This is a genomic window from Amaricoccus macauensis (assembly GCF_014201905.1).
Classification (GTDB): domain Bacteria; phylum Pseudomonadota; class Alphaproteobacteria; order Rhodobacterales; family Rhodobacteraceae; genus Amaricoccus; species Amaricoccus macauensis.
Genome location: NZ_JACHFM010000002.1, coordinates 613,734 through 635,911 on the forward strand (window position 1 = coordinate 613,734; position 22,178 = coordinate 635,911).

Here is a 22,178-nt window from a genome sequence, read left to right on the forward strand (position 1 = left end):
GTGGCCGGTGGGGTGAAGTTCCCCGCCGGGTCCGCTCCCGCACCGCGCAAGGCCGCCTGACCCATGGAAATCCGCCGCCTCGACATCAACGCCCGCCCGGTCTCGCCCACTGCTCGCGGGCGCCTCTACAGCAATGGCGCCGAGCATCCCGTTGACTGGCGTGTCGCCGAGGAAACGCCGCTTGCGGTGCTGCTGAACGGCGCGGCGTTTGCGGTGATGATGCTGACTCCCGAGGACCTCGAAGACTTCGTAGTGGGATTCGCGATCACCGAAGGCATCGTCACGGGTCCGGCCGAGATCGAGAGCCTGCGGCTTGCCGAGGCGGGCGAGGGGTTCGTGGCGAACCTGAAGCTCGACCCGGCCAAGGTCGCGGCGGTGGAGGATCGCCGGCGCACGCTCGCGGGACGTGCCGGTTGTGGCCTCTGCGGTGCCCAGACGATCGAGGCGGTGCTTCGCCCGCCGCGCCGGGTGACGGGCACGCGGCCGGTGCCCGAGGCGATCCTTGCGGCGCTCGCCGCGCTGCCGAAGGCGCAGGTCATGAAGCCGGTGAACCATTCGACGCACGCCGCCGCCTACTGCGGGGCGGACGGCACGATTCGTGTCGTGCGCGAGGACATCGGGCGCCACAATGCGCTCGACAAGGTGGCGGGCGCGCTGGCCCGCGACGGGCGTGACGCGCGGGACGGATTCCTTCTGCTGTCGAGCCGGGTCTCCGTCGAGATGGCGCAGAAGGCGGCGGCGATCCGGGCGCCGCTCGTCGCCGCCGTCTCGCCGCCGAGCGCACTGGCGCTCCGGGTCGCGGGGCAGGCGGGGCTCGCCGTGGCGGCACGGGCGGGCGATGGTGTGGTGATCTTCGACGGGTTGGGGAGCTGAAATGTCCGATAACGAAGCCGAGAACGAACTCGTGCGGATGGCGAACGAGATCGCCGCCTTCTTCAAGCCGTATCCGCACGACGAGGCGGTGGCGGACATCTCCCAGCATATCCTCGACTTCTGGGATCCGCGGATGCGGCGGGCGATGATCGCGCACCTGGAGGCGGGAGGCGAGGGGCTCCAGCCGCTCGCGCTGGAGGGGCTGGAGGCCGCGCTGCGGCCGGCGCCAGCCGCGTAGAAACCTCGCGCAATTGGAACCCGGCGTCGGTTGTGTTCGCACCGGCGGGAGCTATGTTGCCATGCAACGCAACAGCTCACGGGGATCCAGCGCAATGTCAGTTTCCGGAAAGATCGCAGTCGTCACCGGCTCCAATTCAGGCATTGGGCTCGGGATCGCCACCGAACTGGCGAAGAACGGCGCGAGCGTCGTGCTCAACTCCTTCACCGACCGGCCGGAGGACCATGAGCTTGCCGAGAAGCTTGGCGCCGAACATGGCGTGAAGGCAATCTATGTGAAGGCGGACATGTCGGTGGGCGACGAGTGCCGCGCGCTTGTCACCACGGCGGCGGAGAAGCTCGGCCGGGTCGATATCCTGGTGAACAACGCCGGCATCCAGCATGTGGCGCCAATCGAGACGTTTCCGGTCGATCAGTGGGACCGGATCATCGCGATCAACCTTACCTCGGCGTTCCACACCACGGCGGCGGCGCTGCCGATCATGCGCAAGGAGGGCTGGGGCCGGATCGTCAACATCGCGTCGGCGCATGGCCTGACCGCGTCGCCCTACAAGTCGGCGTATGTCTCGGCCAAGCACGGTGTCGTCGGCTTCACCAAGGTGACGGCGCTCGAGACGGCGGAGGAGGCGATCACCGCCAACGCGATCTGCCCGGGCTATGTGCTGACGCCGCTGGTGGAGGCGCAGATCCCCGACACCATGAAGCAGTACAACCAGAGCCGCGAGGATGTGATCCGCAACGTGCTGCTGGCGCGCCAGCCCTCGAAGCAGTTCGCGACGGTGGAACAGATCGGCGGCTGCGTGGTGTTCCTCTGCTCTGCGGCGGCCGATCAGGTTACCGGGACCACGCTTTCTGTCGATGGTGGGTGGACGGCGCTTTGAGCGTCGTCAATCTCGCGCTTCAGGGTGGCGGCGCGCACGGCGCCTTCACCTGGGGCGTGCTTGAGCGTCTGCTCGAGGACACCTCGATCGACATCGACGGCATCACGGCGACGTCCGCGGGCGCGATGAACGCGGCGGCGCTGAAGCGTGGCTGGGTCAACGGCGGGCGGGAAGGCGCGCGGGAGCAGCTCGAGGCGTTCTGGCTTCGGGTGAGCGGGCTCGACGGGCCGATGAGCGACGCGGTCCTCGACTGGCTGCGCATGGTCTCGCCGTCGCCGGCCCTCACCGCGCGGATGCTGGAGTTTTCGCCGGCGGTGGTGGCGGCGGACACCGTGACGCGGATGTTCTCGCCCTATCAGTTCAATCCGACGAACTTCCATCCGCTGCGCTCGATCGTCGAGGACATGCTCGACTGCGATACGGTGCGCTCGCAGAAGGGGCCGAAGCTTTTCGTCAACGCGACCAACGTCCGGGATGGCAAGGCGCGGATCTTCACGGGCAAGGAGGTGACGGCTGATGCGATCCTCGCGTCTGCGTGCCTGCCGTCGCTCTATCAGGCGATCGAGCTCGACGACCCGAAGACCGGCAAGCGGGAAGCGTACTGGGATGGTGGCTATACCGGCAATCCGGCGCTCTATCCGCTCTTCTACCGGACCAAGGCGGTGGACATCGTCATCGTCCACATCAATCCGCTCTACCGAGAGGAACTGCCGAAGACCGCGGCGGAAATTGCCACTCGGATGAACGAGATAAGCTTCAATGCTTCGCTTCTGCGCGAGCTTCGCAACATCGAGTTCGTGAACCGGCTGATCCAGCGCGGGCTGATCTCGCCCGAGGCGATGCGGCTCAATCACGTGCATTCGGTGAGCGATGACCGGCTGATGAACATGCTCGGGATCGTCACCAAGATGACGATCAGCCGGACGCTGCTGCTGCAGCTTCGGGACGCCGGGCGGGAGGCGATGTCGGAGTTTCTCGACAAGCACCGCAGCAAGCTCGGGCAGCGCTCGTCGGTTGATCTGAAGGCGGTGGTGAGCTCGGCGGGGTCGATCGTCTAGGGACAGGCGTCTGCGCGGGTTGCGCAGATGATCAATATATTGATGTAACAATATAAAATGCCATCCGCCAACCGGATGGCACTCCTCGTCAGGACGAGCTGAAAGGAGACGGCCAGCCCGGTCGTCCGGCCCGTGGCAAACGGTCTCGCGGCAATTGTGCAGGCAGGGTGGCGCGGCTATAGAATCGCCCCATACGGGGGACGGGCGGGATGAAGATCATCATCTGCGGCGCGGGGCAGGTGGGCGGTCAGATCGCCCGCCACCTCGCGCGCGAAGAGATCGCGAATCAGGTCACGGTGATCGACAAGGACGCGGGCCTCGTGCGCCGGCTGACCGACGCCTATGACGTGAGCGGCATCGCGGGCTTTGCCTCGCACCCGGACGTGCTGGAAAAGGCGGGCGCGCGCGATGCCGACATGATCATCGCCGCGACCCAGTCCGACGAGGTCAACATGGTGGTCTGCCAGGTGGCGAACTCGATCTTCTCGGTTCCGAGAAAGATCGCGCGCCTGCGCGCGCCGGCATACCTCAATGCGCTCTATTCCGACCTCTACCGCCAGGATCACATGCCGATCGACGTGGTGATCTCGCCGGAATACGCGGTCGCCGATGCGGTGATGCAGCGCCTCGCCGCGCCGGCCGCGTTCGACATCGAGGGCTTTCTCGAAAACCGGGCGCAGCTTGTCGGCATCACCCTCGACACTGCCTGCGCCGTCCTCAGGACGCCGCTCCGCCAGCTTTCGGAGCTGTTCTCGACGCTGAAGGCCGTGGTCGTCGGTGTCCGCCGCGGCGAGAGGCTGTTCGTGCCGGAAGCGGCGGATCAGCTCTATGCGGAGGATCAGGTCTATCTGATCTGTGCCACCGAGGACATGGCGCGCCTGATGGAGGTGTTCGGCAAGCCGCACCGCGAGGTGCAGCGCGTGCTGATCATCGGCGCCGGCAACATCGGGTTGCACGTGGCCCAGACCCTCGAGGCCGACAGCCGGCGCATCCGGCTGAAGCTCATCGAGCGCAGCCGGGCGCGGGCCGAGGTGGCGGCGGACTCGCTGAAACGCACGGTGGTGCTGAACGGCGACGGGCTCGACGTGGACCTTCTGGAGGAGGCGAACATCACCGCGATGGACGCGGTGCTGGCGCTGACCGACGACGACAAGACCAACATCCTCGCCTGCGTGCGAGCCAAGACCGAGGGGGCGAAGCTGGTGGTGGCGCTGGTCAACGACCCCTCGCTCATCAGCCTGATCGCGCCCATGGGGATCGATGCCTACGTCAACCCACGGGCGACCACGGTCTCCTCGATCCTGCGCTATGTGCGGCATGGGCGGATCCGCGCGGTTTACTCGATCGGCGACGGCGAGGCGGAGGTTATGGAAGCGCAGGTGCTCGGCACTTCGGCGCTCGCCGGCCGGCTGGTGCGCGACAGCGAGATGCCGAAGACGGCAATCATCGGCCTCGTGCAAAAGGGCGATCAGCTCATCGTGCCGCGCGGCGACACCCGGCTGGCGGAGGGGGACGTGCTGACGATCTTCGCCATGCGCGAGGCGGTTGCCGAGGTCGAGCGGCTGTTCCAGGTCGGCATAGACTTCTTCTGATGCGGATCATCCGCAAGTTTCCCGCGATCGTCATTCTGGTGCTGGTTGCCGCGAGCGCGATGCTGGTACCGGCGCTGCACGCGGTGAAGCTGCGCGACTGGGGCGTGGCGCGGGCGTTTTTCGACTATTCGTTTCTGGTTGCACTCCTCGCCATACTGATCGGGCTCGCAACGATGAACCACCGGCCGCCACGCCTGCCGGCGCGGGCGCTGTTGCTGACGATCCTGCTGGCCTACCTCATTCTGCCGGCGCTGCTCGCGCTGCCGTTTGCCACGTCGGTGCACGGGCTCGGGTTCGGGCGGGCCTATTTCGAGATGCTGTCCTGCCTCACGACCACCGGGGCGACGCTGTTCGACCGCCCGGGCAGCCTTTCAGAGCCGTTGCATCTCTGGCGGGCCATTGTCGGCTGGCTCGGCGGCGCCATGGTGCTGGTCCTGGTCTGGGGGATCCTCGAGCCGCTGAACCTCGGCGGCTTCGAGATCGCCGAGGAGAGCGCGCGCCGGGTGCGGCAGCGCAGCGGCACGAGCGACGAGGCGCGGGCCCGCATCGTCCGGGTGGTGCGGGTGGTGGCGCCGATCTATGCCGGTTTGACCGCCCTGCTGTCGCTGCTCCTGATCTTCGCCGGTGACCGGCCGTTTGTTGCCGTCGCCCATGCGATGGGAACGCTCTCCACGAGTGGCATCTCGCCGGTCGGTGGCCTTGCAGGCGGGCACTCGGGGATCCCGGGCGAGATCGCCATCGCGATCTTCCTGCTGCCGGCCGTGTCGCATCGTGTCCTCGGCTTCCTGGCGCGAAGGTCGCTGCCGGGCCTGAGCGACCCGGAGGTCCAGCTCATGCTGATCTCGGTCCTCGGGCTGACGGTGATCCTGTTTCTGCGGAGCTTCCTCGGCGCCGCCGAGATCGAGCGGGCGGACGACCTCTCCGCCGCCGGACGCGCGATCTGGGGCGGGCTCTTTACGGTGCTGTCATTCCTCACCACGACCGGCTTCGAGAGTCAGGACTGGCGGACGCTGCAACTCTGGTCGAACCTGCCGAGCCCCGGCCCGTTGCTTCTTGCCGTGGCAGTGATCGGCGGCGGGGTCGCCACAACCGCGGGCGGCGTGAAGCTGTTGCGGGTCTACGCGCTCTACCGGCTGGGGCTGCGCGAGCTTGACCGGCTCATCCATCCGTCGGGCGTCGGGCGCCGGGGGCTCGGGGATCGGCTCATTTCGCGGCGCGGCGCGCGGATCGCCTTCATCTTCCTGATGCTCTTCATGATCGCGCTTGCGATCACCATGGCGGCGCTTGCGGCCACCGGACTCAGCTTCAATCACTCGCTCTCGCTCTCGGTGGCTGCCCTCACCACCACCGGGCAGGCGATACAGGTGCTTGGCAGTCATGTGACCTACGCGGCCCTCCCGGATGCAGCACTCCTGGTGTTTGGCGTGGCAATGATCGTGGGACGCATGGAGGCTCTGGTCGTCGTGGCCTTGTTCAGCCTGGTGAGCTGGCGTGATTAACACGATTGTCGGCGGGTGCGTCCTTTCGGCCACGCCCCCTGGTCCTGCTGCTAAAAAGTGCTGGGGCAGGCTGGAAATGCAGTGGTCCGCCACCCATACTGTCCTTCAACGAGAACAAAGACGCGGCGAGTCGCTGCGTCCAATACAACTTAAGGCTGAGAAAAATGGCTGCCGAAAAACAAAACTTACAGGACGCATTTCTTAACAATGTTCGGAAGTCCAAGGTCCCGGTGACGATCTTCCTGATGAACGGCGTGAAGCTGCAGGGCGTCATCACCTGGTTTGACAATTTCTGCGTTTTGCTGCGCAGGGACGGGCAGTCGCAGCTGGTCTACAAGCACGCCATTTCGACTGTGATGCCGTCGCAGCCGATCACGCTCTACGAGGCCGAAGATCACTGACGATAGTGGGCGGATGCGGGCGGTTGTCCTGCATCCAGTCAGATCCAAAGACGGGCCGCGCGCGCCCCAGGATGCGCTCGACGAGGCGGTGAGCCTTGCGCGCGCCCTCGACCTCGACGTCGTGGGCGCCGAGGTCGTGCCGCTCGCCAAGGCGCGGGCCGGCTATCTGTTCGGCAAGGGCAAGGTCGAGGAGCTGGGCGAGCGGATCGCCGAGCGTGAGGCGGGGCTCGTCATCGTCGATGGCGCGCTCTCGCCGGTGCAGCAGCGCAATCTCGAAAAGCTCTGGAAGATCAAGATCCTCGATCGCACCGGGCTCATTCTCGAGATTTTCGGCGACCGGGCGCAGACGCGGGAAGGCGTGCTGCAGGTCGAGCTGGCGCATCTCTCCTATCAGAAGTCGCGGCTGGTGCGGTCGTGGACCCACCTCGAGCGGCAGCGGGGCGGCTTCGGCTTTCTCGGCGGCCCGGGTGAGACGCAGATCGAGGCGGACCGCCGGGCGCTCGACGAGCGGATCCACCGGATCAAGGAACAACTGCGCCGGGTGGTGCGGACGCGCGGCGAGCATCGTCGGGCGCGCCAGCGGGTGCCTTATCCCATCATCGCGCTGGTGGGATATACGAACGCCGGCAAGTCGACGCTTTTCAACCGGTTGACCGGCTCGGCCGTCCTGGCGAAGGACATGCTTTTCGCGACGCTCGATCCGACGATGCGGGCGATCGCGCTGCCGGACGGCCGGCGGGCGATCCTCTCGGACACGGTGGGATTCATCTCGGCGCTGCCGACGCAGTTGGTCGCGGCCTTTCGGGCGACGCTCGAGGAGGTGCTGGAGGCCGACCTGATCCTGCACGTGCGCGACATCGCCCACGCGGAGACCGAGGTGCAGGCGCAGAGCGTTCGCGCGACGCTGGAGGATCTCGGGGTCGGGGCGGAGGCGCCGGTGATCGAGGTCTGGAACAAGGTGGACCTGCTCGACCCGGAGAGTGCCGAGACCGCGCGGGCGGTGGCGGCGCGCAGCCCGGAGGTCGCGGTCATCTCGGCGCTGAGCGGTGCAGGCGTCGAGGCGCTGATGGTTGCGGTTGCCGAGGCGCTTGCCGAGCCTGCGACCGAGGAGACGGTGCATCTCGCCTTCGACGACGGGCGGCGGCGGGCGTGGCTCTTCGATCGCAAGCTGGTCCGGGCGGAGCATTCGACCGACGACGGTTATGATCTCGACGTGCGCTGGACCGAGCGCGACCGGAACAAGTGGCTGGCACTCGGCTAGACGCCTTGGCCTGACGCATACGTTGATCCGACAATGCGGATTTGTGAAAGCAGCGCCGGGAATGCGTTGACAGAGGCTCCGTGTGAGCGGTGAATACCCGAGGTGACGAAGCGGGGATCTGCTATAAGTAGATCTGACTCCGCATGTAGTACCGTTTAAGTAATTCCCGGGGGATTGTGCTGATGGTGGTGAAACTCGATCAGCTCGACGGGACGAACGGGTTTCGTCTCGACGGGATCGACGCGTGGGATCAGTCGGGCTTTGCGGTCGCGGGGACGGGGGACGTCAACGGCGACGGCTACGACGACATGATCATCGGCGCGTTTGGCGCAGATGCGGACGGCGAGGCGCGATCGGGCGAGACCTATGTGGTTTTCGGCAAGGCGTCGGGCTTTCCGGCGCGCTTCGATCTCTCGACGCTCAACGGCAGGAACGGCTTTCAGCTCGACGGCATCGACTTCATGGACGCAAGCGGCGTCGCGGTCTCGGCGGCGGGTGATGTGAACGGTGACGGGATTGCCGACCTCATGGTCGGTGCGGACTGGGCCGATCCGGACGGCAAGGAGCGGGCGGGTCAAGCCTACATCGTCTTCGGGACGAAGGCGGGCTTCGCGGCGAACATCGATCTCGACGCGCTCGACGGCGCGGATGGTTTCCGCATCAACGGGACGGACGTGAAGGACGACCTCGGGTGGACGGTCGCGAGCGCGGGCGACGTGAACGGCGACGGCATCGGCGATGTGGTCATGGGGGCGTTCCGGCCGGACGGATGGACCGGCGAGAGCTATGTGGTCTTCGGCACCAGAGCGGGATTTCCGACAGAGCTGCACATCTCGGACCTGACAGGGGCTGATGGGTTTCGGATGCACGGGATCGATCCCGGTGACCGGACCGGCTGGTCGGTGGATGGCGCGGGCGACGTGAACGGCGACGGCATTGACGATGTGATCGTCGGCGCCTCGGAAGCTGACGCGAACGGCAAGTTCGACGCTGGCGAGACCTACGTGGTCTTTGGCAGCAAGAGCGGCTTCGCGGCCGACATCAACCTCGGCGACCTTGACGGCTCCGACGGCTTCCGCCTCAACGGCGTCAACGCGCGCGATCAGTCGGGCCGTTCGGTGGCGGGCATCGGCGACGTGAATGGCGACGGCATTGCCGACATGATGATCGGTGCGCGCGGCGGCGATCCGGGTGGCAGGTCCGCGGCCGGCCAGAGCTACGTGCTCTTCGGGACGAAGGCGGGCTTCGCGGCGGAGATCGAGCTTTCAGACATCGACGGCACGAACGGCTTTCGCATCGACGGTGTCGATGCGGGCGGGCATTCCGGCAGCTGGGTGGCGGGTGCCGGGGACTTCAACGGCGATGGTATCGACGACATGCTCGTGGGTGCGATGCATGCCGATCCCGGTGGCCTGGTCGATGCTGGCGAGACGTATCTCGTGTTCGGCACGAAGGACGGCTTTGGCGCGACCCTCGATCTCTCGACCCTCAGCGACGCGACCGGACTGCGCCTCGAGGGGATCGAGGCTGGCGGCGCGCTCGGCCGGTCGGCCGAAGCCGCAGGCGACGTCAACGGCGACGGGTTCGACGACCTGATCATCGGAGCGTATCTTGAGGATGCGGGTGGCAAGCTCAACGCGGGCGCGAGCTACGTCGTCTTCGGCCATGGCCCGGACGACGGGTCGCAGCGCCTCGTCGGAACGCCCGGAGCGGACCGGATCTCGGGCCTTGCAGGGGATGACACGATCTTCGGGCGCGGCGGCGACGATCGGCTGTTTGGCAACACCGGGGACGACTCGCTCGTCGGCGCGGCTGGCAACGACTATCTCGCGGGAGGCGTCGGCAACGACGGCCTGTCCGGCGGCGTCGGCAACGACAGGCTGCTGGGCGAGGGCGGCAATGACACGCTCTCGGGGGGCGCGGATCACGACAGGCTCTCCGGTGGCGCGGGCATCGACGACCTGACCGGCGAGATCGGCAACGACTTCCTGAGTGGCGGGGCCGCGCGCGACCGGCTGTTCGGCGGCGTCGGGCAGGACACGTTGCGTGGCGACGGCGGCAATGACCAGTTGTCGGGAGGTCGTGGCGCGGACGTCTTCGAGTTCCAGCGCGGTGGCGGCACCGATCTCGTCACCGACTTCGGCTTCGGTGCCGACCGGATCGACGTGACGGCATTCGACTTCGGCAGCGGCGCCGATGTGCTGGCGCTCTGCCGGCAGACTGGCGAGGATGTGAGCTTCACGCTGGGGTCGGGAATGAACGTCGTCCTCGCCGACCATCTGCTCACTGACCTGAGTGCGAGCGACTTCCTGGTTTGACCGTTTCGGGGGCATCGATGCGGGATTGCATCAATGCCACCCGACAAGCCACGGTATTTGCTGGAATCGGAGTCAGGCCGGGCGTGCACGACGATCGAGCAGCAGGAGCCCGGCAGCGGCGAGAAGCAGGGCGACGCCGGAGGCGATGGTGCGGATCAGGTTGAAGGCCTGCCAGCGCGAGGAGTAGGTCTGCCAGATCGGACCCGCCGTCGCGGCATCGTCCGGCACGGTAACGGTGGCGAGCGCCTCGTTCATCGGGACGTTGATGGTCATCGTCAGAAGCAATCCGAAGCAGACGTAGACGAGCGCCGCCGCGAGCAGCGCGGCCGCGCTCCGACGCTGGCCTTGCGTGAAGAGCAGGAGTGCGGTGAGGCCGAGGATGAACGGCGTGCCGAAGAACGCGGGCGCGAAGGCGAGATTTCGGACCGAGGCGTTCATCGCCTGCATCGCCGCGATCGCGACCCGGGGGTCGGCGGTGTCGAGGCCCCACATGGTCGAGCAAACCCACGCGTAGAAGAAGCCGAAGATCGCCCCGGCCGAGAGGATGGAGGCGAGCATCATGACGTTGGTCAGCGGTCGCATGGGCGGCGCTCCTGAGCGTAAAGATATGTACGGTTGTATGGAGGCGTACGGATGTGTACGGCTCGTGTCAAGCGGGCGCTGGCACGGGGCTTCGGGAGAGAACAGGTGGACGAGGGGCGAGTGAAGCGCCACCGGCAAATCGCCGAGGCGGCCTATGGCCAACTCGCGGAACACGGCTATGGCGGGGCGTCGATGCTGCGCATTGCCCGGGCCGCGAAGGCGTCGAACGAGACGCTTTACCGCTGGTACGGCGACAAGGACGGTCTCTTCGCGGCGATGGTGCGCGACAACGCCGAGGCGGCGCGGGCTCTGTTGCAGGAGGCCCTCGTCCGGGACGAGGCGCCGGCGGAGACGCTGGCGCGGGTCGCGCCGGTCTTGCTGTCGATGCTGCTCGGGGACCGGGCAATCCTGCTGAACCGGGCGGCGGCGGCGGACCCGAGCGGGCGGCTTGGCGCAGCCATCTCCGCCGGCGGCCGCGACGTGGTGATGCCGCTGCTCGAGCAGCTGATGGAGCGGCTGGGGGGGGACGTGGTTCCGGGGGAGGCTTCGGGATGGTTCCTTGGTCTGCTGGTGGGCGACCTGCAGGTCCGCCGGATCATCGGTGAACTAACCGAGCCCGGCGCCGAAGAGATCGCTGCGCGTTGTCACAGGGCGCTTGGCATCTTCAACCGCCTCCTCGGCGTCGGCGACGAAGATACCGCAAGTTCCAGTGGCGTCTGAACCGGCCCCGGCGAGGCAGGCGGTTCATGCGTTTGAGCGGGCTTGGTGCATCTCCATGACAACTCGGGATTTTCCCGAAGTGGGGAATCGAGGGTTACCGATCGGTTAACATGGGGTGGGGGTCGAAGAGGCTGTCAACCACTATATCTTGGGCCATGCGCCAAAAAAGCTGTTGCGACTCAAGCCACAATCGCATCCCTTGGTGGCGGCAGCGACGACGCCACAAAATCTGGTGGCCACACACCAGGGCGCGCGAGCAGTAAACCGGCCAGGGAAAAAGACCATGAAAATCGACCGCCGCTTCACGACCGACGAGACCGGAGCCTACGGGGCGCTGACCTTCCGCAATACGAGTTCCGAGATCCGCAATCCCGACGGTTCGATCGTCTTCCGTCTCGATAACCTCGAGGTGCCGGAGGGCTGGAGTCAGGTGGCGTCGGACGTGCTGGCGCAGAAGTACTTCCGCAAGGCGGGGGTTCCGGCGGTTCTGAAGGCGGTGCGCGAGAAGGGCGTGCCGTCATTCCTGTGGCGCTCGGTGGCGGACGAGGCGGCGCTGGCGAAGCTGCCGGAGGACGAGCGCTACGTCGGCGAGACGACGGCGCGGCAGGTGTTCGACCGCCTGGCGGGTGCCTGGGCCTATTGGGGCTGGAAGGGCGGCTATTTCTCGTCCGAGGCGGACGCGCGGGCGTACTACGACGAGATGCGCTTCATGCTGGCGACCCAGATGGGCGCACCGAACAGCCCGCAGTGGTTCAACACCGGGCTGCACTGGGCCTATGGCATCGACGGTCCGGGGCAGGGGCATTTCTACGTCGATTTCCAGTCGGGCGAACTGACCCGATCGACCAGCGCCTACGAGCACCCGCAGCCGCATGCCTGCTTCATCCAGTCGGTTGCCGACGACCTCGTGAACGAGGGCGGCATCATGGATCTCTGGACCCGCGAGGCGCGGCTCTTCAAGTACGGCTCGGGCACCGGCACGAACTTCTCCTCGCTCCGGGCGGAGAGCGAGAAGCTCGCGGGCGGCGGCAAGTCGTCGGGGCTCATGAGCTTCCTCAAGATCGGTGACCGGGCGGCGGGCGCGATCAAGTCGGGCGGCACCACGCGGCGCGCGGCGAAGATGGTGATCTGCGACATGGATCATCCGGACATCGAGGACTTCATCACCTGGAAGGTGATCGAGGAGCAGAAGGTCGCGGCGCTGGTCGCGGGCTCGAAGATCCATCGGGAGCGGCTCGGGGCGATCCTTGACGCAATCCGGGCGTGGGACGGCGCGGAGGAGGCGGCGTTCGACCCCAAGGCCAACACCGCGCTCAAGGCGGCGATCCGGGCGGCGAAGAAGAGCTTCGTGCCCGACGCCTACGTGAAGCGCGTGCTGCAGCAGGCCGAGCAGGGCACGACGGAGATCGACTTCAAGACCTATGACACCGACTGGGATTCGGACGCCTACCTGACGGTTTCGGGGCAGAACTCCAACAACTCGGTGCGGGTGACGGACGCCTTCCTGCAGGCGGTGCGCGAGGACGGCGACTGGCAGCTCACCCGCCGCATCGACGGCAAGGTGACGAAGACGGTGAAGGCGCGCGATCTGTGGGAGAAGGTCGGGCATGCGGCCTGGGCCTGCGCCGATCCGGGCGTGCAGTTCCACGACACGATCAACGCCTGGCACACCTGCCCGGCCGACGGGCCGATCCGGGCGTCGAACCCGTGCTCGGAATACATGTTCCTCGACGACACGGCCTGCAACCTCGCGTCGATGAACCTGCTGACGTTCCTGAAGAACGGCAAGTTCGACGCGCGCGCCTATGTCCACGCCACGCGGCTCTGGACGGTGACGCTCGAGATCTCGGTGCTGATGGCGCAGTTCCCGAGCGAGCGGATTGCCGAGCTGTCGTATCGCTTCCGCACCCTCGGGCTCGGCTATGCCAACATCGGCGGCCTCCTGATGACCATGGGGTTCGGCTATGACTCGGCCGAGGGGCGGGCGCTCTGCGGCGCGCTGTCGGCGATCATGACGGGCGCGGCCTATGCCACGTCGGCGCAGATGGCGGCCGAACTCGGGGCGTTCCCGGGCTATGCGAAGAATGCCGAGGCGATGCTGCGGGTCATGCGCAACCACCGGCGCGCGGCGCAGGGGCTCTTGACCGACTACGAGGGGCTGGCGGTCCCGCCGGTGGCGCTCGATCACGCGAACTGCCCGGACAGCGCGCTCGTGAACCTCGCCCACGCGGTCTGGGACGAGGCGCTGGAGCTCGGACAGAAGCATGGCTACCGCAACGCGCAGACCACGGTGATCGCGCCCACCGGCACGATCGGGCTGGTGATGGACTGCGACACCACCGGTATCGAGCCGGACTTCGCGCTGGTGAAGTTCAAGAAGCTCGCGGGCGGCGGCTACTTCAAGATCATCAACCGCGCGGTGCCGGGTGCGCTCGTGAACCTCGGCTACAAGCCGGGCGAGATCGAGGACATCATTGGCTATGCCGTCGGCCGCGGCACGCTGGAAGGCGCGCCGGAGATCAACGCGACCGCGCTCGTTGGCCACGGCTTTGGCCGGGCGGAGATCGAGAAGATCGAGGCCGCGCTGCCGACCGCCTTCGACATCCGCTTCGTCTTCAACCAGTGGACGCTTGGCGAGGAGTTCTGCACCGGCATCCTCGGCATTCCCGTCGAGAAGCTGCGCGATCCGGCGTTCGACCTGCTGCGCCATCTCGGCTTCGGCCGGGCGCAGGTCGAGGCGGCGAACGGCTACGTCTGCGGCACCATGACGCTCGAAGGTGCGCCGCACCTGAAGCCCGAGCACTACACGGTCTTCGACTGCGCCAACCCCTGCGGCAAGCTCGGCACGCGCTATCTCTCGGTCGACAGCCACATCCGCATGATGGCCGCGGCGCAAAGCTTCATCTCGGGGGCGATCTCGAAGACGATCAACATGCCGAACGACGCGACGATCGGCGACTGCCAGGCGGCTTACGAGCTTTCGTGGTCGCTGGGTGTGAAGGCGAACGCGCTCTATCGCGACGGCTCGAAGCTCAGCCAGCCGCTTTCGGCGGCGCTGATCGAGGACGACGAGGCGCTGGAGGAGGTGCTGACCGAGGCGCCGGTCCCCGAGCGCGTGACGGTTCTCGCGGAGAAGATCGTCGAGAAGGTGATCTATCGCGAGATCGTCAAGGCGAACCGCGAGCGGCTGCCGGAGCGGCGCAAGGGGTATACCCAGAAGGCGATGGTCGGCGGCCACAAGGTGTATCTCAGGACCGGCGAGTACGGCGACGGTCGGCTGGGCGAGATCTTCATCGACATGCACAAGGAAGGTGCGGCCTTCCGGGCGATGATGAACAACTTCGCCATCGCGATCTCGGTCGGCCTGCAGTACGGCGTGCCGCTCGACGAGTTCGTGGAGGCCTTCACCTTCACCCGCTTCGAGCCGGCGGGGATGGTGCAGGGCAACGACTCGATCAAGTCGGCGACCTCGATCATCGACTACATCTTCCGGGAACTGGCGGTGTCGTACCTCGACCGCACCGACCTCGCGCATGTGAAGCCGACCGGCGAGAGCTTCGACACGATCGGCGGCGGCGAGGGCGAGGGCAATGTCCGGCGGGTGGAGAGCGATGCGGCCCACAGCTCGATCGCGGTCATCAAGCAGCTGTCCTCGACCGGCTACCTGCGCAAGCGGCTGCCGCAGGAACTGATGGTGCTGCAGGGTGGTGCGTCGGTCGCGGGCGCGCTGGAACTCGGGACGCTCTCGCAGTTCGCGGTGCGCGAGACCATGGAGACCGCCCCCCTCGACATGCGGGCCAAGGCCCGGATGCAGGGCTATGAGGGCGATCCGTGCGGCGAGTGCGGCAACTTTACCCTGGTGCGGAACGGCACCTGCCTGAAGTGCAACACCTGCGGCGGCACCAGCGGTTGCAGCTGAGCTGACGGGACGGCGACTTTTGGGGGGCTGCGGCAGAACCGGTCGAGCAGGACCAGACTGACAAAGGCCCGCAGAAGGAAGCGGGAGGGGGCTCAGGTCCCCTCCCGGCATTTTGCGCCTTCGGCGAGGCGGGGCTGGCGGAGCGCCGGCCTCGGGGAGCCCGGGGCGCGGGCTCCCGCTCGGACGGCGCTGGTTGGTCGGCCGCCGTTGCGGCCTCCCTTCGGTGGCACGGGGCGCGCGCACGCGCGCCCCGTGAGTCAGAGGTTCTCCCCGCCTGTTGGCGGGGCCCCGCGTTCCTGCCCGATAGGGTTTCCGCCAGTATGAAGACCTGACGGATGCGCCCCACGGCGGGGTTCCGGTCGGACCCGGGCGTTGGTCAGTGGCTTTTTGATCAGTCGCTTTTGGATCAGTCGGTGGGTAGGCTGCGGCCGGGGCTTGCCACCACGTGTGGGTCGACGAGGTAGCGGTCGAAGAGCGGCAGGCTGGCGCCGCCGAGGGCGCGGGCGAGCGGGCCGATGCCGCCGCCGCGGATTTCGGGCGGCTCGATACCCGAGAGGTCGAGCCGCCCGAGGCCGGCCTTGACGGCGTGGAGGAGGCGGGTCCGGACGTCTTCGGGAAACGGCCCGTCGATCACCACGGCCTCGAAGTCGATGATGGCCGAGCCCGCGGCGATTGCCTGGGCAATGCCGAGTCCGGCTTCGGCGAGCCAGTCGTCGAGGTGGGCGCCGAGGGTGGTCCAGTCGGCGCCCGGGTCGTAGATCGTGGAAGCGGGCAGGCCGGCGGCGCGCAGGCGGCGTTCGAGGACCACGAGCGAAGCCACGTCGATGAGTTGCACCGAGCCACCGTGGCCGTCGGGCACCGGCATCGAGCCGAGCGCCGCGGCATTGCCGGTCCGCCCGGCAAAGAGCGCGCCCGAGAGCACGAGGCCGCCGCCGATGAAGGTGCCGATGTAGAAGTAGAGGAAGTCCTGCAATCCGGCGTTGTCGCTGAAGGCGAGTTCAGCGCCACAGGCGGCGGTGGCGTCGTTCTGCATGTAGACGGGATAGGGCAGCACCGCGTCGAGTTCGGCCCGCAGGTCGCGCGTGCGCCATGCGGCGAGGTGTCCCGGCGGCGCCTGGATCTCGTCCGACCATTCCCAGAGGCCGAAGGGCATCGCGAGGCCGAGCCCGGCAATCCGCGCGGCAAGCGGCCCGAGCTCTGCGGCACAGGCCGCGACCTGCTCGCGGATGAGGGCGAGCACGTTGTCGGGCATGGGATAGGGGTAGCGGACCGAGGCGCGATGGCGCAGGCCGCCGGCGAAATCCACCAGCACCACGTCGAGGCTGCGCCGGCCGATCTTCGCGCCGATGAAGAAGGCGCCCTCCGGGTCGAGCGAGAGCGGTACCAGCGGCTGGCCGACGCGGCCGCGCTGCGGCTCACCCCGGCGCAGGAGGTGATCGGCTTCGAGGTGGCGCATGATGACCGAGACGGTCTGCGCCGAAAGCCCGGTCATCCGGGCGATCTCCGACTTGGCGAGCGAGCCGTGGCGGCGCACGAGGCTCAGGACCAGCCGTTCGTTGTGGGCGCGCATCCCGGCCTGGTTGGTGCCGCGCTGCGCGGGGAGCGGCGCGGTCTCACGCAATCCCTCCATGCGGCGATCTCCTTGTGCCTCTGGTGTGGATGTCGGGGCCGCGCCGGAGCTTAGGGGAGGAAAATAAATCATAGTGATTTAATTATTGACAGACGCCGAGGATTGCAGTTTGCTGTAAGCTACCGGTGAAACGAAGCGACCGGATGAAAATGCTGACAGGGAAGGACACCGCAATCATGACGACCTCGACCCTCAAGGGCGCGCTGCTGGCGGCTGCGGCCGTGCTGGCGGTGAGTGCTGCGCCGGGTTTCGCGCAGGACGTTTCCGCCTGCCTGATCACCAAGACCGATTCCAACCCGTTCTTCGTCAAGATGAAGGAGGGTGCGCTTGCCAAGGCCAAGGAACTCGGCGTCTCGCTGAAGACCTATGCCGGCAAGCAGGAAGGCGACAACGAGGGTCAGGTGCAGGCGGTCGAGACCTGCATCGCCGACGGCGCGAAGGGCATCCTGCTGGTGCCCACGGACTCCAAGGCCATCGTCGAGGCGGTGAAGAAGGCGCGCGACGCCGGGATCCTCGTGATCGCCCTCGACACGCCGCTCGAGCCGCTTGACGCCGCGGACGCGACGCTTGCCACCGACAACTTCGAGGCCGGCCGGCTGATCGGCGCCTGGGCGAAGGCGACGATGGGCCCCGAGGCCGAGACCGCGCGCATCGCCTTCCTCGACCTCATGCCGTCGCAGCCGACCGTGGACGTGTTGCGCGATCAGGGGTTCATGACCGGTTTCGGCATCGATCCGAAGGATCTGACCGTCATCGGTGATGAGGATGATCCGCGGATCGTCGGGCATGACATGACGTACGGCACCGAGGAGGGCGGCCGTACCGCCATGGAGAACCTGCTCCAGAAAGACCCGATGGTGAACCTCGTCTACGCGATGAACGAGCCGGCCGCGGCGGGTGGCTATGAGGCGCTGAAGTCGATGGGGCGCGAGAGCGACGTGCTGATCGTCGCCATCGACGGCGGCTGCCCGGGCGTGACGAACGTGGCCGAGGGCGCGGTTGGCGCGACCTCGCAGCAGTATCCGCTGCTGATGGCCTCCATGGGGATCGAGGCGATCGCCCAGTACGCCAAGGACGGTACCCTGCCGAAGCCGACCGAAGGCAAGGCGTTCACCGACACCGGGGCCGTGCTGGTGACCGACAAGCCCGTCGAGGGCATCCCGTCGATCGACACCAAGGAAGGTCTGGAGAAGTGCTGGGGCTGACGGCGCCTCATATGCTTCTTGCGGCAACGACCGGACGAGGGAGGCGGCACGGGGCCGCCTCCGACATGAGCGGGCGGGACCGGGGATAACACCGGCTGCCGGAAGCCTTAGGGGGTGAAACGATGGCCGAGGCGAAATCGCCGGCACAGGAGTTCGAGAAGGGTCTGACCGGCAGCTCGACGGATGTGGCGTCCTTCGAGCGCGAGGGCAAGACTTTCATCGAACGGGCGCAGCACGCGCTTCATTCCAATCCGGCGCTGGTGCCGCTCATCGTGCTGATGCTGTCGCTCGGGCTGTTCGGGGCGTTGCTCGGCTCGAAGTTTTTCTCGGCGTTCACGCTGACGCTCATCCTGCAGCAGGTGGCGATCACCGGTATTGTCGGCGCGGCGCAGACGCTGGTGGTGATAACCGCGGGCATTGAACTCTCGGTCGGCGCGATCATGGTGTTCTCCTCGGTGGTCATGGGGCAGTTCACCTTCCGCTACGGGATCCCCGCGCCGATCTCGATCCTCTGCGGATTCGCCGTGGGTGGCGGGATCGGCTGGATCAACGGGTTTCTGGTGGCGCGGGTGAAGCTGCCGCCGTTCATCGTGACGCTCGGCATGTGGCAGATCGTGCTGGCGGCGAACTTTCTCTACTCGCGGAACGAGACGATCCGCAGTCAGGACATCGAGGCGCAGGCGCCGCTGCTGCAGCTGTTCGGGGCGCAGCTGAAGATTGGCGGGGCGGTGTTCACGCTCGGTGTCATTGCCATGGTGGTGCTGGTCTTCGTGCTGAACTACGCGCTGACGCAGACCGCCTGGGGGCGGCACGTCTACGCGATCGGCGACGATCCGGAAGCGGCGAAGCTCGCGGGCGTCAAGGTGCAGAAGACGCTGATGTCGGTCTACACGGTTTCGGGGCTGATCTGTGCGCTGGCGGGCTGGGTGTTGATCGGGCGCATCGGGTCGGTGTCGCCGACCGCCGGGCAGTTCGCGAACATCGAGTCGATCACCGCGGTGGTGATCGGGGGCATATCGCTGTTCGGCGGCAGGGGGTCGATCCTCGGGATGCTGTTCGGCGCGCTGATCGTCGGGGTCTTTGCCCTTGGTCTGCGCCTTCTCGGGACCGATCCGCAGTGGACCTATCTGCTCATCGGCCTGCTCATCATCTTCGCGGTCGCCATCGACCAGTGGATCCGGAAGGTTGCGGGGTAATCGACATGGCTGAACCCATTCTCACTGCACGCGGTCTCGTGAAGCGCTATGGACGCGTGACCGCGCTCGACCATGCCGATTTCGACCTGATGCCGGGGGAGATCCTCGCGGTCATCGGCGACAACGGCGCCGGCAAGTCGAGCCTCATCAAGGCGATCTCCGGGGCGATCACCCCCGACGAGGGGGAGATCCGTCTCGAGGGCGCGCAGATCAACTTCACCTCGCCGATGCAGGCGCGGGACGCGGGGATCGAGACGGTTTACCAGAACCTCGCGCTGTCCCCCGCGCTCTCGATCGCCGACAACATGTTCATGGGCCGCGAGCTGCGCATGAAGGGCGTGATGGGGAACGTGTTCGGCAAGCTCGACAAGGCGGCCATGGCGAAGTTCGCCCGGGCCAAGCTCTCGGAACTCGGCCTCATGACCATCCAGAACATCCATCAGGCGGTGGAGACGCTCTCGGGTGGCCAGCGGCAGGGCGTGGCAGTGGCGCGGGCCGCGGCATTTGGCTCGAAGGTCATCATCCTCGACGAGCCGACCGCGGCGCTCGGCGTGAAGGAGAGCCGCAAGGTGCTCGATCTCATTCAGGACGTGCGCTCGCGCGGGATGCCGATCGTGCTCATCAGCCACAACATGCCGCATGTCTTCGAGGTGGCGGACCGGATCCACGTGCACAGGCTCGGTCGACGGCTCTGCGTGGTGGACCCGAAGGACTACACCATGTCCGACGCGGTGGCGTTCATGACGGGTGCGAAGCAGCCGCCGCAGGATGTGCTTGCGGCCTGACACATCGCTCGCGGCGATGCCGCCTCGGCCGGAGGTGCGGCATCGGCGCTACACTATCCAAGCAATTTATCCACAGGGGTGGCTTTGCGATTGCGCGAAGCCGCCCCTCTCACGAAATACTGCCGCGTGTCTATTGGTTGTCGGCCTCCCTGTGGGTTGGCTCACGTTGCAAATTCCCGTTCGCGGAACGCGCATGCGTAGACGGTACGGTTGAAAGTGTCTGACGGGGGGCGAACGCCCCCGTAAGCGATCGGCGGGTGCCGCTTTCGCGAGCACCCGCCTTTCGGCTAGGCCGGGGAGACGGTTGAGGGATGGGGTGTATCGTCCCTGGCCCTGTGATCGTCTGGTTCGAGGGGATCACGTCCTCATTTTGCAACATGCGAAAGTCACGCGCAACAGGCATGGCGGCCCGTGGTTGTCGCATCGCGATTGGCCTACACGCATTGCGAAAGTCACGCAGGTATGACTGACCGTCATCGAGGGGCACATCGTCGAAGTTTCATTATATACCAGCTGCTTAGACAGATCATTGAATTCGTTCCATCAGCATGGCCACTCGGCAATTTCTTGCCGATAGCGAACTTCGCGCGACCCGATCGACGGCAATGTCACTCAAAGTGGTCGTACTAAGACGACAATTCCGTCGGCCGCCACGATCCGGACCCGATCCCCGGCAAGCGGGATGGGCAAGCCGCCCTCGAGTCGCGCCCGCCACGGGATGCCGTCGATCAGGATTCGCCCCTCGTTCTGGTCAAAGGCGAGGACTTCGCCATCGCGGCCGACGAGTTGATCGGCCCGGCGATTGAGCGGACTGGCGGCGTCAGGCCGCGGGCTCCGGCGGGCGAGCACCAGACGCCCGACGAAGGTCAGAAGGATCGACAGTGCGGCGAAGGCGGCGACCTGCGCCGGCCAGTCGGTCGGGCCGATGACCCAGAACACCATGGCCGTGCCGAGGGCCGCGAGGGCCGACCAGAGCAGCAGGGTCGTGGTCGTGAGCATCTCGCCGGCACCGAGGGCGATGGCGATCGCCACCCACCACCAGGGGCTCATGATTTCGATCCGCCGGCCCGGGCGGCGCGGGCGAGATCGGCGATGCCGGCGATCGAGCCGATGAGGCTCGACGCTTCGAGCGGCATCAGCACGGTCTTCGAGTTCGGGCTCGCGGCGAGGTCGCGCAGCGCTTCGGTGTATTTCTGCGCGACGAAGTAGTTCACCGCCTGGACGTCACCGCGCGAGATCGCCTCGGAGACCATGGTGGTCGCCTTCGCCTCGGCCTCGGCCGCGCGTTCGCGCGCCTCGGCGTCGAGGAAGGCCGCCTGCCGCCGGCCTTCGGCTTCGCGAATCTGCGCCTCGCGCTGGCCCTCGGCCTTGAGGATCGCCGATTGCTTCTGACCTTCGGCGGTGAGGATTTCCGCGCGCTTCTCGCGTTCGGCCTTCATCTGCTGCGCCATGGCGTGGGTGATGTCCGGCGGGGGTGCCAGGTCGCGGATCTCGACCCGGGTCACCTTCACGCCCCACGGCGTCGAGGCGTGGTCAATCACCCCGAGGAGCCGCTGGTTGATGGCGTCACGATTGGAAAGCGCCTCGTCGAGATCCATGGAGCCGAGAACCGCGCGGATGTTGGTCTGGCTGATGTTCTTCAGCGCCAGTTCGAGGTTGCGCACCTCGTAGGCGGCCTTTGACGCATCGACCACCTGATAGAAGGCCACGGCGTCGGACTTCAGCATGGCGTTGTCGCGGGAGATCACCTCCTGCTCCTCCACGTCGAGCACCGTTTCCATCATGTTGATGCGCCGGCCCACCCGTTCGATGATCGGAATGAGGATCGCAAGGCCCGGCTGGAGCGTGCGGACGTAGCGGCCGAAGCGTTCCACCGTCCAGTTCTCGCCCTGTGGCACCGATTTCACCGTGGTGAACACAAGGATCACGGCGAAAATCAGGACGGCGATTGCCACCGTGTAGATCGGCATTGGATCGATCTCCTTCCATGCGCACTTCCGGAGTGCACTACGCGACAATTG

At 66.8% G+C, this 22,178-nt stretch carries 18 protein-coding genes; 14 read left to right on the plus strand and 4 right to left on the minus strand.

Features of this window, described 5'->3' with window-relative positions; all coding sequences use genetic code 11:
• Positions 1-63: 63 nt before the first annotated feature.
• From fdhD to HNP73_RS23660, 9 genes are all read left to right on the plus strand, one after another.
• Positions 64-873 (plus strand): formate dehydrogenase accessory sulfurtransferase FdhD, encoded by an 810-nt coding sequence (gene fdhD, locus HNP73_RS10485; RefSeq protein WP_184148619.1) that lies wholly within the window; start codon positions 64-66, stop codon positions 871-873.
• Position 874: 1 nt separating this feature from the next.
• Entirely contained in the window at positions 875-1,111 is a 237-nt protein-coding gene (locus HNP73_RS10490; protein WP_184148621.1) for a formate dehydrogenase subunit delta, read from the plus strand.
• A 94-nt stretch (positions 1,112-1,205) separates the two neighbouring features.
• Complete coding sequence (locus HNP73_RS10495) at positions 1,206-1,991, plus strand: 3-hydroxybutyrate dehydrogenase (RefSeq protein WP_184148623.1); 786 nt, start codon at positions 1,206-1,208, stop codon at positions 1,989-1,991.
• On the plus strand, positions 1,988-3,049 hold the full coding sequence (locus tag HNP73_RS10500; RefSeq protein ID WP_184148624.1) for a patatin-like phospholipase family protein: 1,062 nt from the start codon (positions 1,988-1,990) through the stop codon (positions 3,047-3,049). Before HNP73_RS10495 ends, HNP73_RS10500 begins: the two co-directional genes overlap by 4 nt.
• A 209-nt stretch (positions 3,050-3,258) precedes the next feature.
• Positions 3,259-4,641, plus strand: coding sequence for a Trk system potassium transporter TrkA (gene trkA / locus HNP73_RS10505; RefSeq protein WP_184148626.1), 1,383 nt, complete (start codon positions 3,259-3,261; stop codon positions 4,639-4,641).
• The gene (locus HNP73_RS10510) at positions 4,641-6,140 is read left to right on the plus strand and encodes a TrkH family potassium uptake protein (protein ID WP_184148628.1); all 1,500 of its coding nucleotides are present in this window, start codon (positions 4,641-4,643) and stop codon (positions 6,138-6,140) included. Before trkA ends, HNP73_RS10510 begins: the two co-directional genes overlap by 1 nt.
• A gap of 164 nt (positions 6,141-6,304) precedes the next feature.
• Complete coding sequence (hfq, locus tag HNP73_RS10515) at positions 6,305-6,541, plus strand: RNA chaperone Hfq (RefSeq protein WP_184148633.1); 237 nt, start codon at positions 6,305-6,307, stop codon at positions 6,539-6,541.
• Between the two features lie 13 nt (positions 6,542-6,554).
• Positions 6,555-7,802 (plus strand): GTPase HflX, encoded by a 1,248-nt coding sequence (gene hflX, locus HNP73_RS10520; RefSeq protein ID WP_184148634.1) that lies wholly within the window; start codon positions 6,555-6,557, stop codon positions 7,800-7,802.
• A 182-nt stretch (positions 7,803-7,984) separates the two neighbouring features.
• On the plus strand, positions 7,985-10,120 hold the full coding sequence (locus tag HNP73_RS23660) for an FG-GAP repeat protein (protein WP_184148635.1): 2,136 nt from the start codon (positions 7,985-7,987) through the stop codon (positions 10,118-10,120).
• Between the two features lie 72 nt (positions 10,121-10,192).
• Here HNP73_RS23660 and HNP73_RS10530 read toward each other — a convergent pair whose 3' ends face one another.
• Entirely contained in the window at positions 10,193-10,702 is a 510-nt protein-coding gene (locus tag HNP73_RS10530) for an anthrone oxygenase family protein (RefSeq protein WP_184148638.1), read from the minus strand.
• Positions 10,703-10,807: 105 nt separating this feature from the next.
• On the opposite strand from HNP73_RS10530, the gene HNP73_RS10535 reads away from it, so the two are divergent.
• Positions 10,808-11,422, plus strand: coding sequence for a TetR family transcriptional regulator (locus HNP73_RS10535; RefSeq protein ID WP_221288454.1), 615 nt, complete (start codon positions 10,808-10,810; stop codon positions 11,420-11,422).
• 283 nt (positions 11,423-11,705) lie between these two features.
• A complete protein-coding gene (locus tag HNP73_RS10540; protein WP_184148644.1) occupies positions 11,706-15,341 on the plus strand; it encodes a vitamin B12-dependent ribonucleotide reductase in 3,636 nt (1,211 codons plus the stop codon).
• A gap of 406 nt (positions 15,342-15,747) precedes the next feature.
• On the opposite strand, the gene HNP73_RS10545 is transcribed toward HNP73_RS10540, so the two are convergent.
• A complete protein-coding gene (locus HNP73_RS10545; RefSeq protein ID WP_246399719.1) occupies positions 15,748-16,971 on the minus strand; it encodes an ROK family transcriptional regulator in 1,224 nt (407 codons plus the stop codon).
• Positions 16,972-17,147: 176 nt separating this feature from the next.
• On the opposite strand from HNP73_RS10545, the gene HNP73_RS10550 reads away from it, so the two are divergent.
• The 3 genes from HNP73_RS10550 to HNP73_RS10560 all read left to right on the plus strand — a co-directional run bounded on the left by HNP73_RS10550 (position 17,148) and on the right by HNP73_RS10560 (position 20,157).
• Positions 17,148-18,176, plus strand: coding sequence for a sugar ABC transporter substrate-binding protein (locus HNP73_RS10550; RefSeq protein ID WP_184148647.1), 1,029 nt, complete (start codon positions 17,148-17,150; stop codon positions 18,174-18,176).
• A gap of 122 nt (positions 18,177-18,298) precedes the next feature.
• Entirely contained in the window at positions 18,299-19,372 is a 1,074-nt protein-coding gene (locus HNP73_RS10555; RefSeq protein ID WP_184148650.1) for an ABC transporter permease, read from the plus strand.
• Positions 19,373-19,377: 5 nt separating this feature from the next.
• The gene (locus HNP73_RS10560; RefSeq protein ID WP_184148653.1) at positions 19,378-20,157 is read left to right on the plus strand and encodes an ATP-binding cassette domain-containing protein; all 780 of its coding nucleotides are present in this window, start codon (positions 19,378-19,380) and stop codon (positions 20,155-20,157) included.
• 612 nt (positions 20,158-20,769) lie between these two features.
• Here HNP73_RS10560 and HNP73_RS10565 read toward each other — a convergent pair.
• Positions 20,770-21,207, minus strand: coding sequence for an NfeD family protein (locus tag HNP73_RS10565; protein WP_184148656.1), 438 nt, complete (start codon positions 21,205-21,207; stop codon positions 20,770-20,772).
• Entirely contained in the window at positions 21,204-22,127 is a 924-nt protein-coding gene (locus tag HNP73_RS10570; RefSeq protein WP_184148659.1) for an SPFH domain-containing protein, read from the minus strand. Before HNP73_RS10570 ends, HNP73_RS10565 begins: the two co-directional genes overlap by 4 nt.
• Between the last annotated feature and the right edge of the window lie 51 nt (positions 22,128-22,178).

What these genes read in the sequence shown, in the direction of transcription:
- fdhD (WP_184148619.1), top strand. Translation starts at nt 64, where the DNA reads ATGGAAATCCGCCGCCTCGACATCAACGCCCGCCCGGTCTCGCCCACT.
- HNP73_RS10490 (WP_184148621.1), top strand. Translation starts at nt 875, where the DNA reads ATGTCCGATAACGAAGCCGAGAACGAACTCGTGCGGATGGCGAACGAG.
- HNP73_RS10495 (WP_184148623.1), top strand. Translation starts at nt 1,206, where the DNA reads ATGTCAGTTTCCGGAAAGATCGCAGTCGTCACCGGCTCCAATTCAGGC.
- trkA (WP_184148626.1), top strand. Translation starts at nt 3,259, where the DNA reads ATGAAGATCATCATCTGCGGCGCGGGGCAGGTGGGCGGTCAGATCGCC.
- HNP73_RS10510 (WP_184148628.1), top strand. Translation starts at nt 4,641, where the DNA reads ATGCGGATCATCCGCAAGTTTCCCGCGATCGTCATTCTGGTGCTGGTT.
- hfq (WP_184148633.1), top strand. Translation starts at nt 6,305, where the DNA reads ATGGCTGCCGAAAAACAAAACTTACAGGACGCATTTCTTAACAATGTT.
- hflX (WP_184148634.1), top strand. Translation starts at nt 6,555, where the DNA reads ATGCGGGCGGTTGTCCTGCATCCAGTCAGATCCAAAGACGGGCCGCGC.
- HNP73_RS23660 (WP_184148635.1), top strand. Translation starts at nt 7,985, where the DNA reads ATGGTGGTGAAACTCGATCAGCTCGACGGGACGAACGGGTTTCGTCTC.
- HNP73_RS10530 (WP_184148638.1), bottom strand. Translation starts at nt 10,702, where the DNA reads ATGCGACCGCTGACCAACGTCATGATGCTCGCCTCCATCCTCTCGGCC.
- HNP73_RS10540 (WP_184148644.1), top strand. Translation starts at nt 11,706, where the DNA reads ATGAAAATCGACCGCCGCTTCACGACCGACGAGACCGGAGCCTACGGG.
- HNP73_RS10545 (WP_246399719.1), bottom strand. Translation starts at nt 16,971, where the DNA reads ATGGAGGGATTGCGTGAGACCGCGCCGCTCCCCGCGCAGCGCGGCACC.
- HNP73_RS10550 (WP_184148647.1), top strand. Translation starts at nt 17,148, where the DNA reads ATGACGACCTCGACCCTCAAGGGCGCGCTGCTGGCGGCTGCGGCCGTG.
- HNP73_RS10555 (WP_184148650.1), top strand. Translation starts at nt 18,299, where the DNA reads ATGGCCGAGGCGAAATCGCCGGCACAGGAGTTCGAGAAGGGTCTGACC.
- HNP73_RS10560 (WP_184148653.1), top strand. Translation starts at nt 19,378, where the DNA reads ATGGCTGAACCCATTCTCACTGCACGCGGTCTCGTGAAGCGCTATGGA.
- HNP73_RS10565 (WP_184148656.1), bottom strand. Translation starts at nt 21,207, where the DNA reads ATGAGCCCCTGGTGGTGGGTGGCGATCGCCATCGCCCTCGGTGCCGGC.
- HNP73_RS10570 (WP_184148659.1), bottom strand. Translation starts at nt 22,127, where the DNA reads ATGCCGATCTACACGGTGGCAATCGCCGTCCTGATTTTCGCCGTGATC.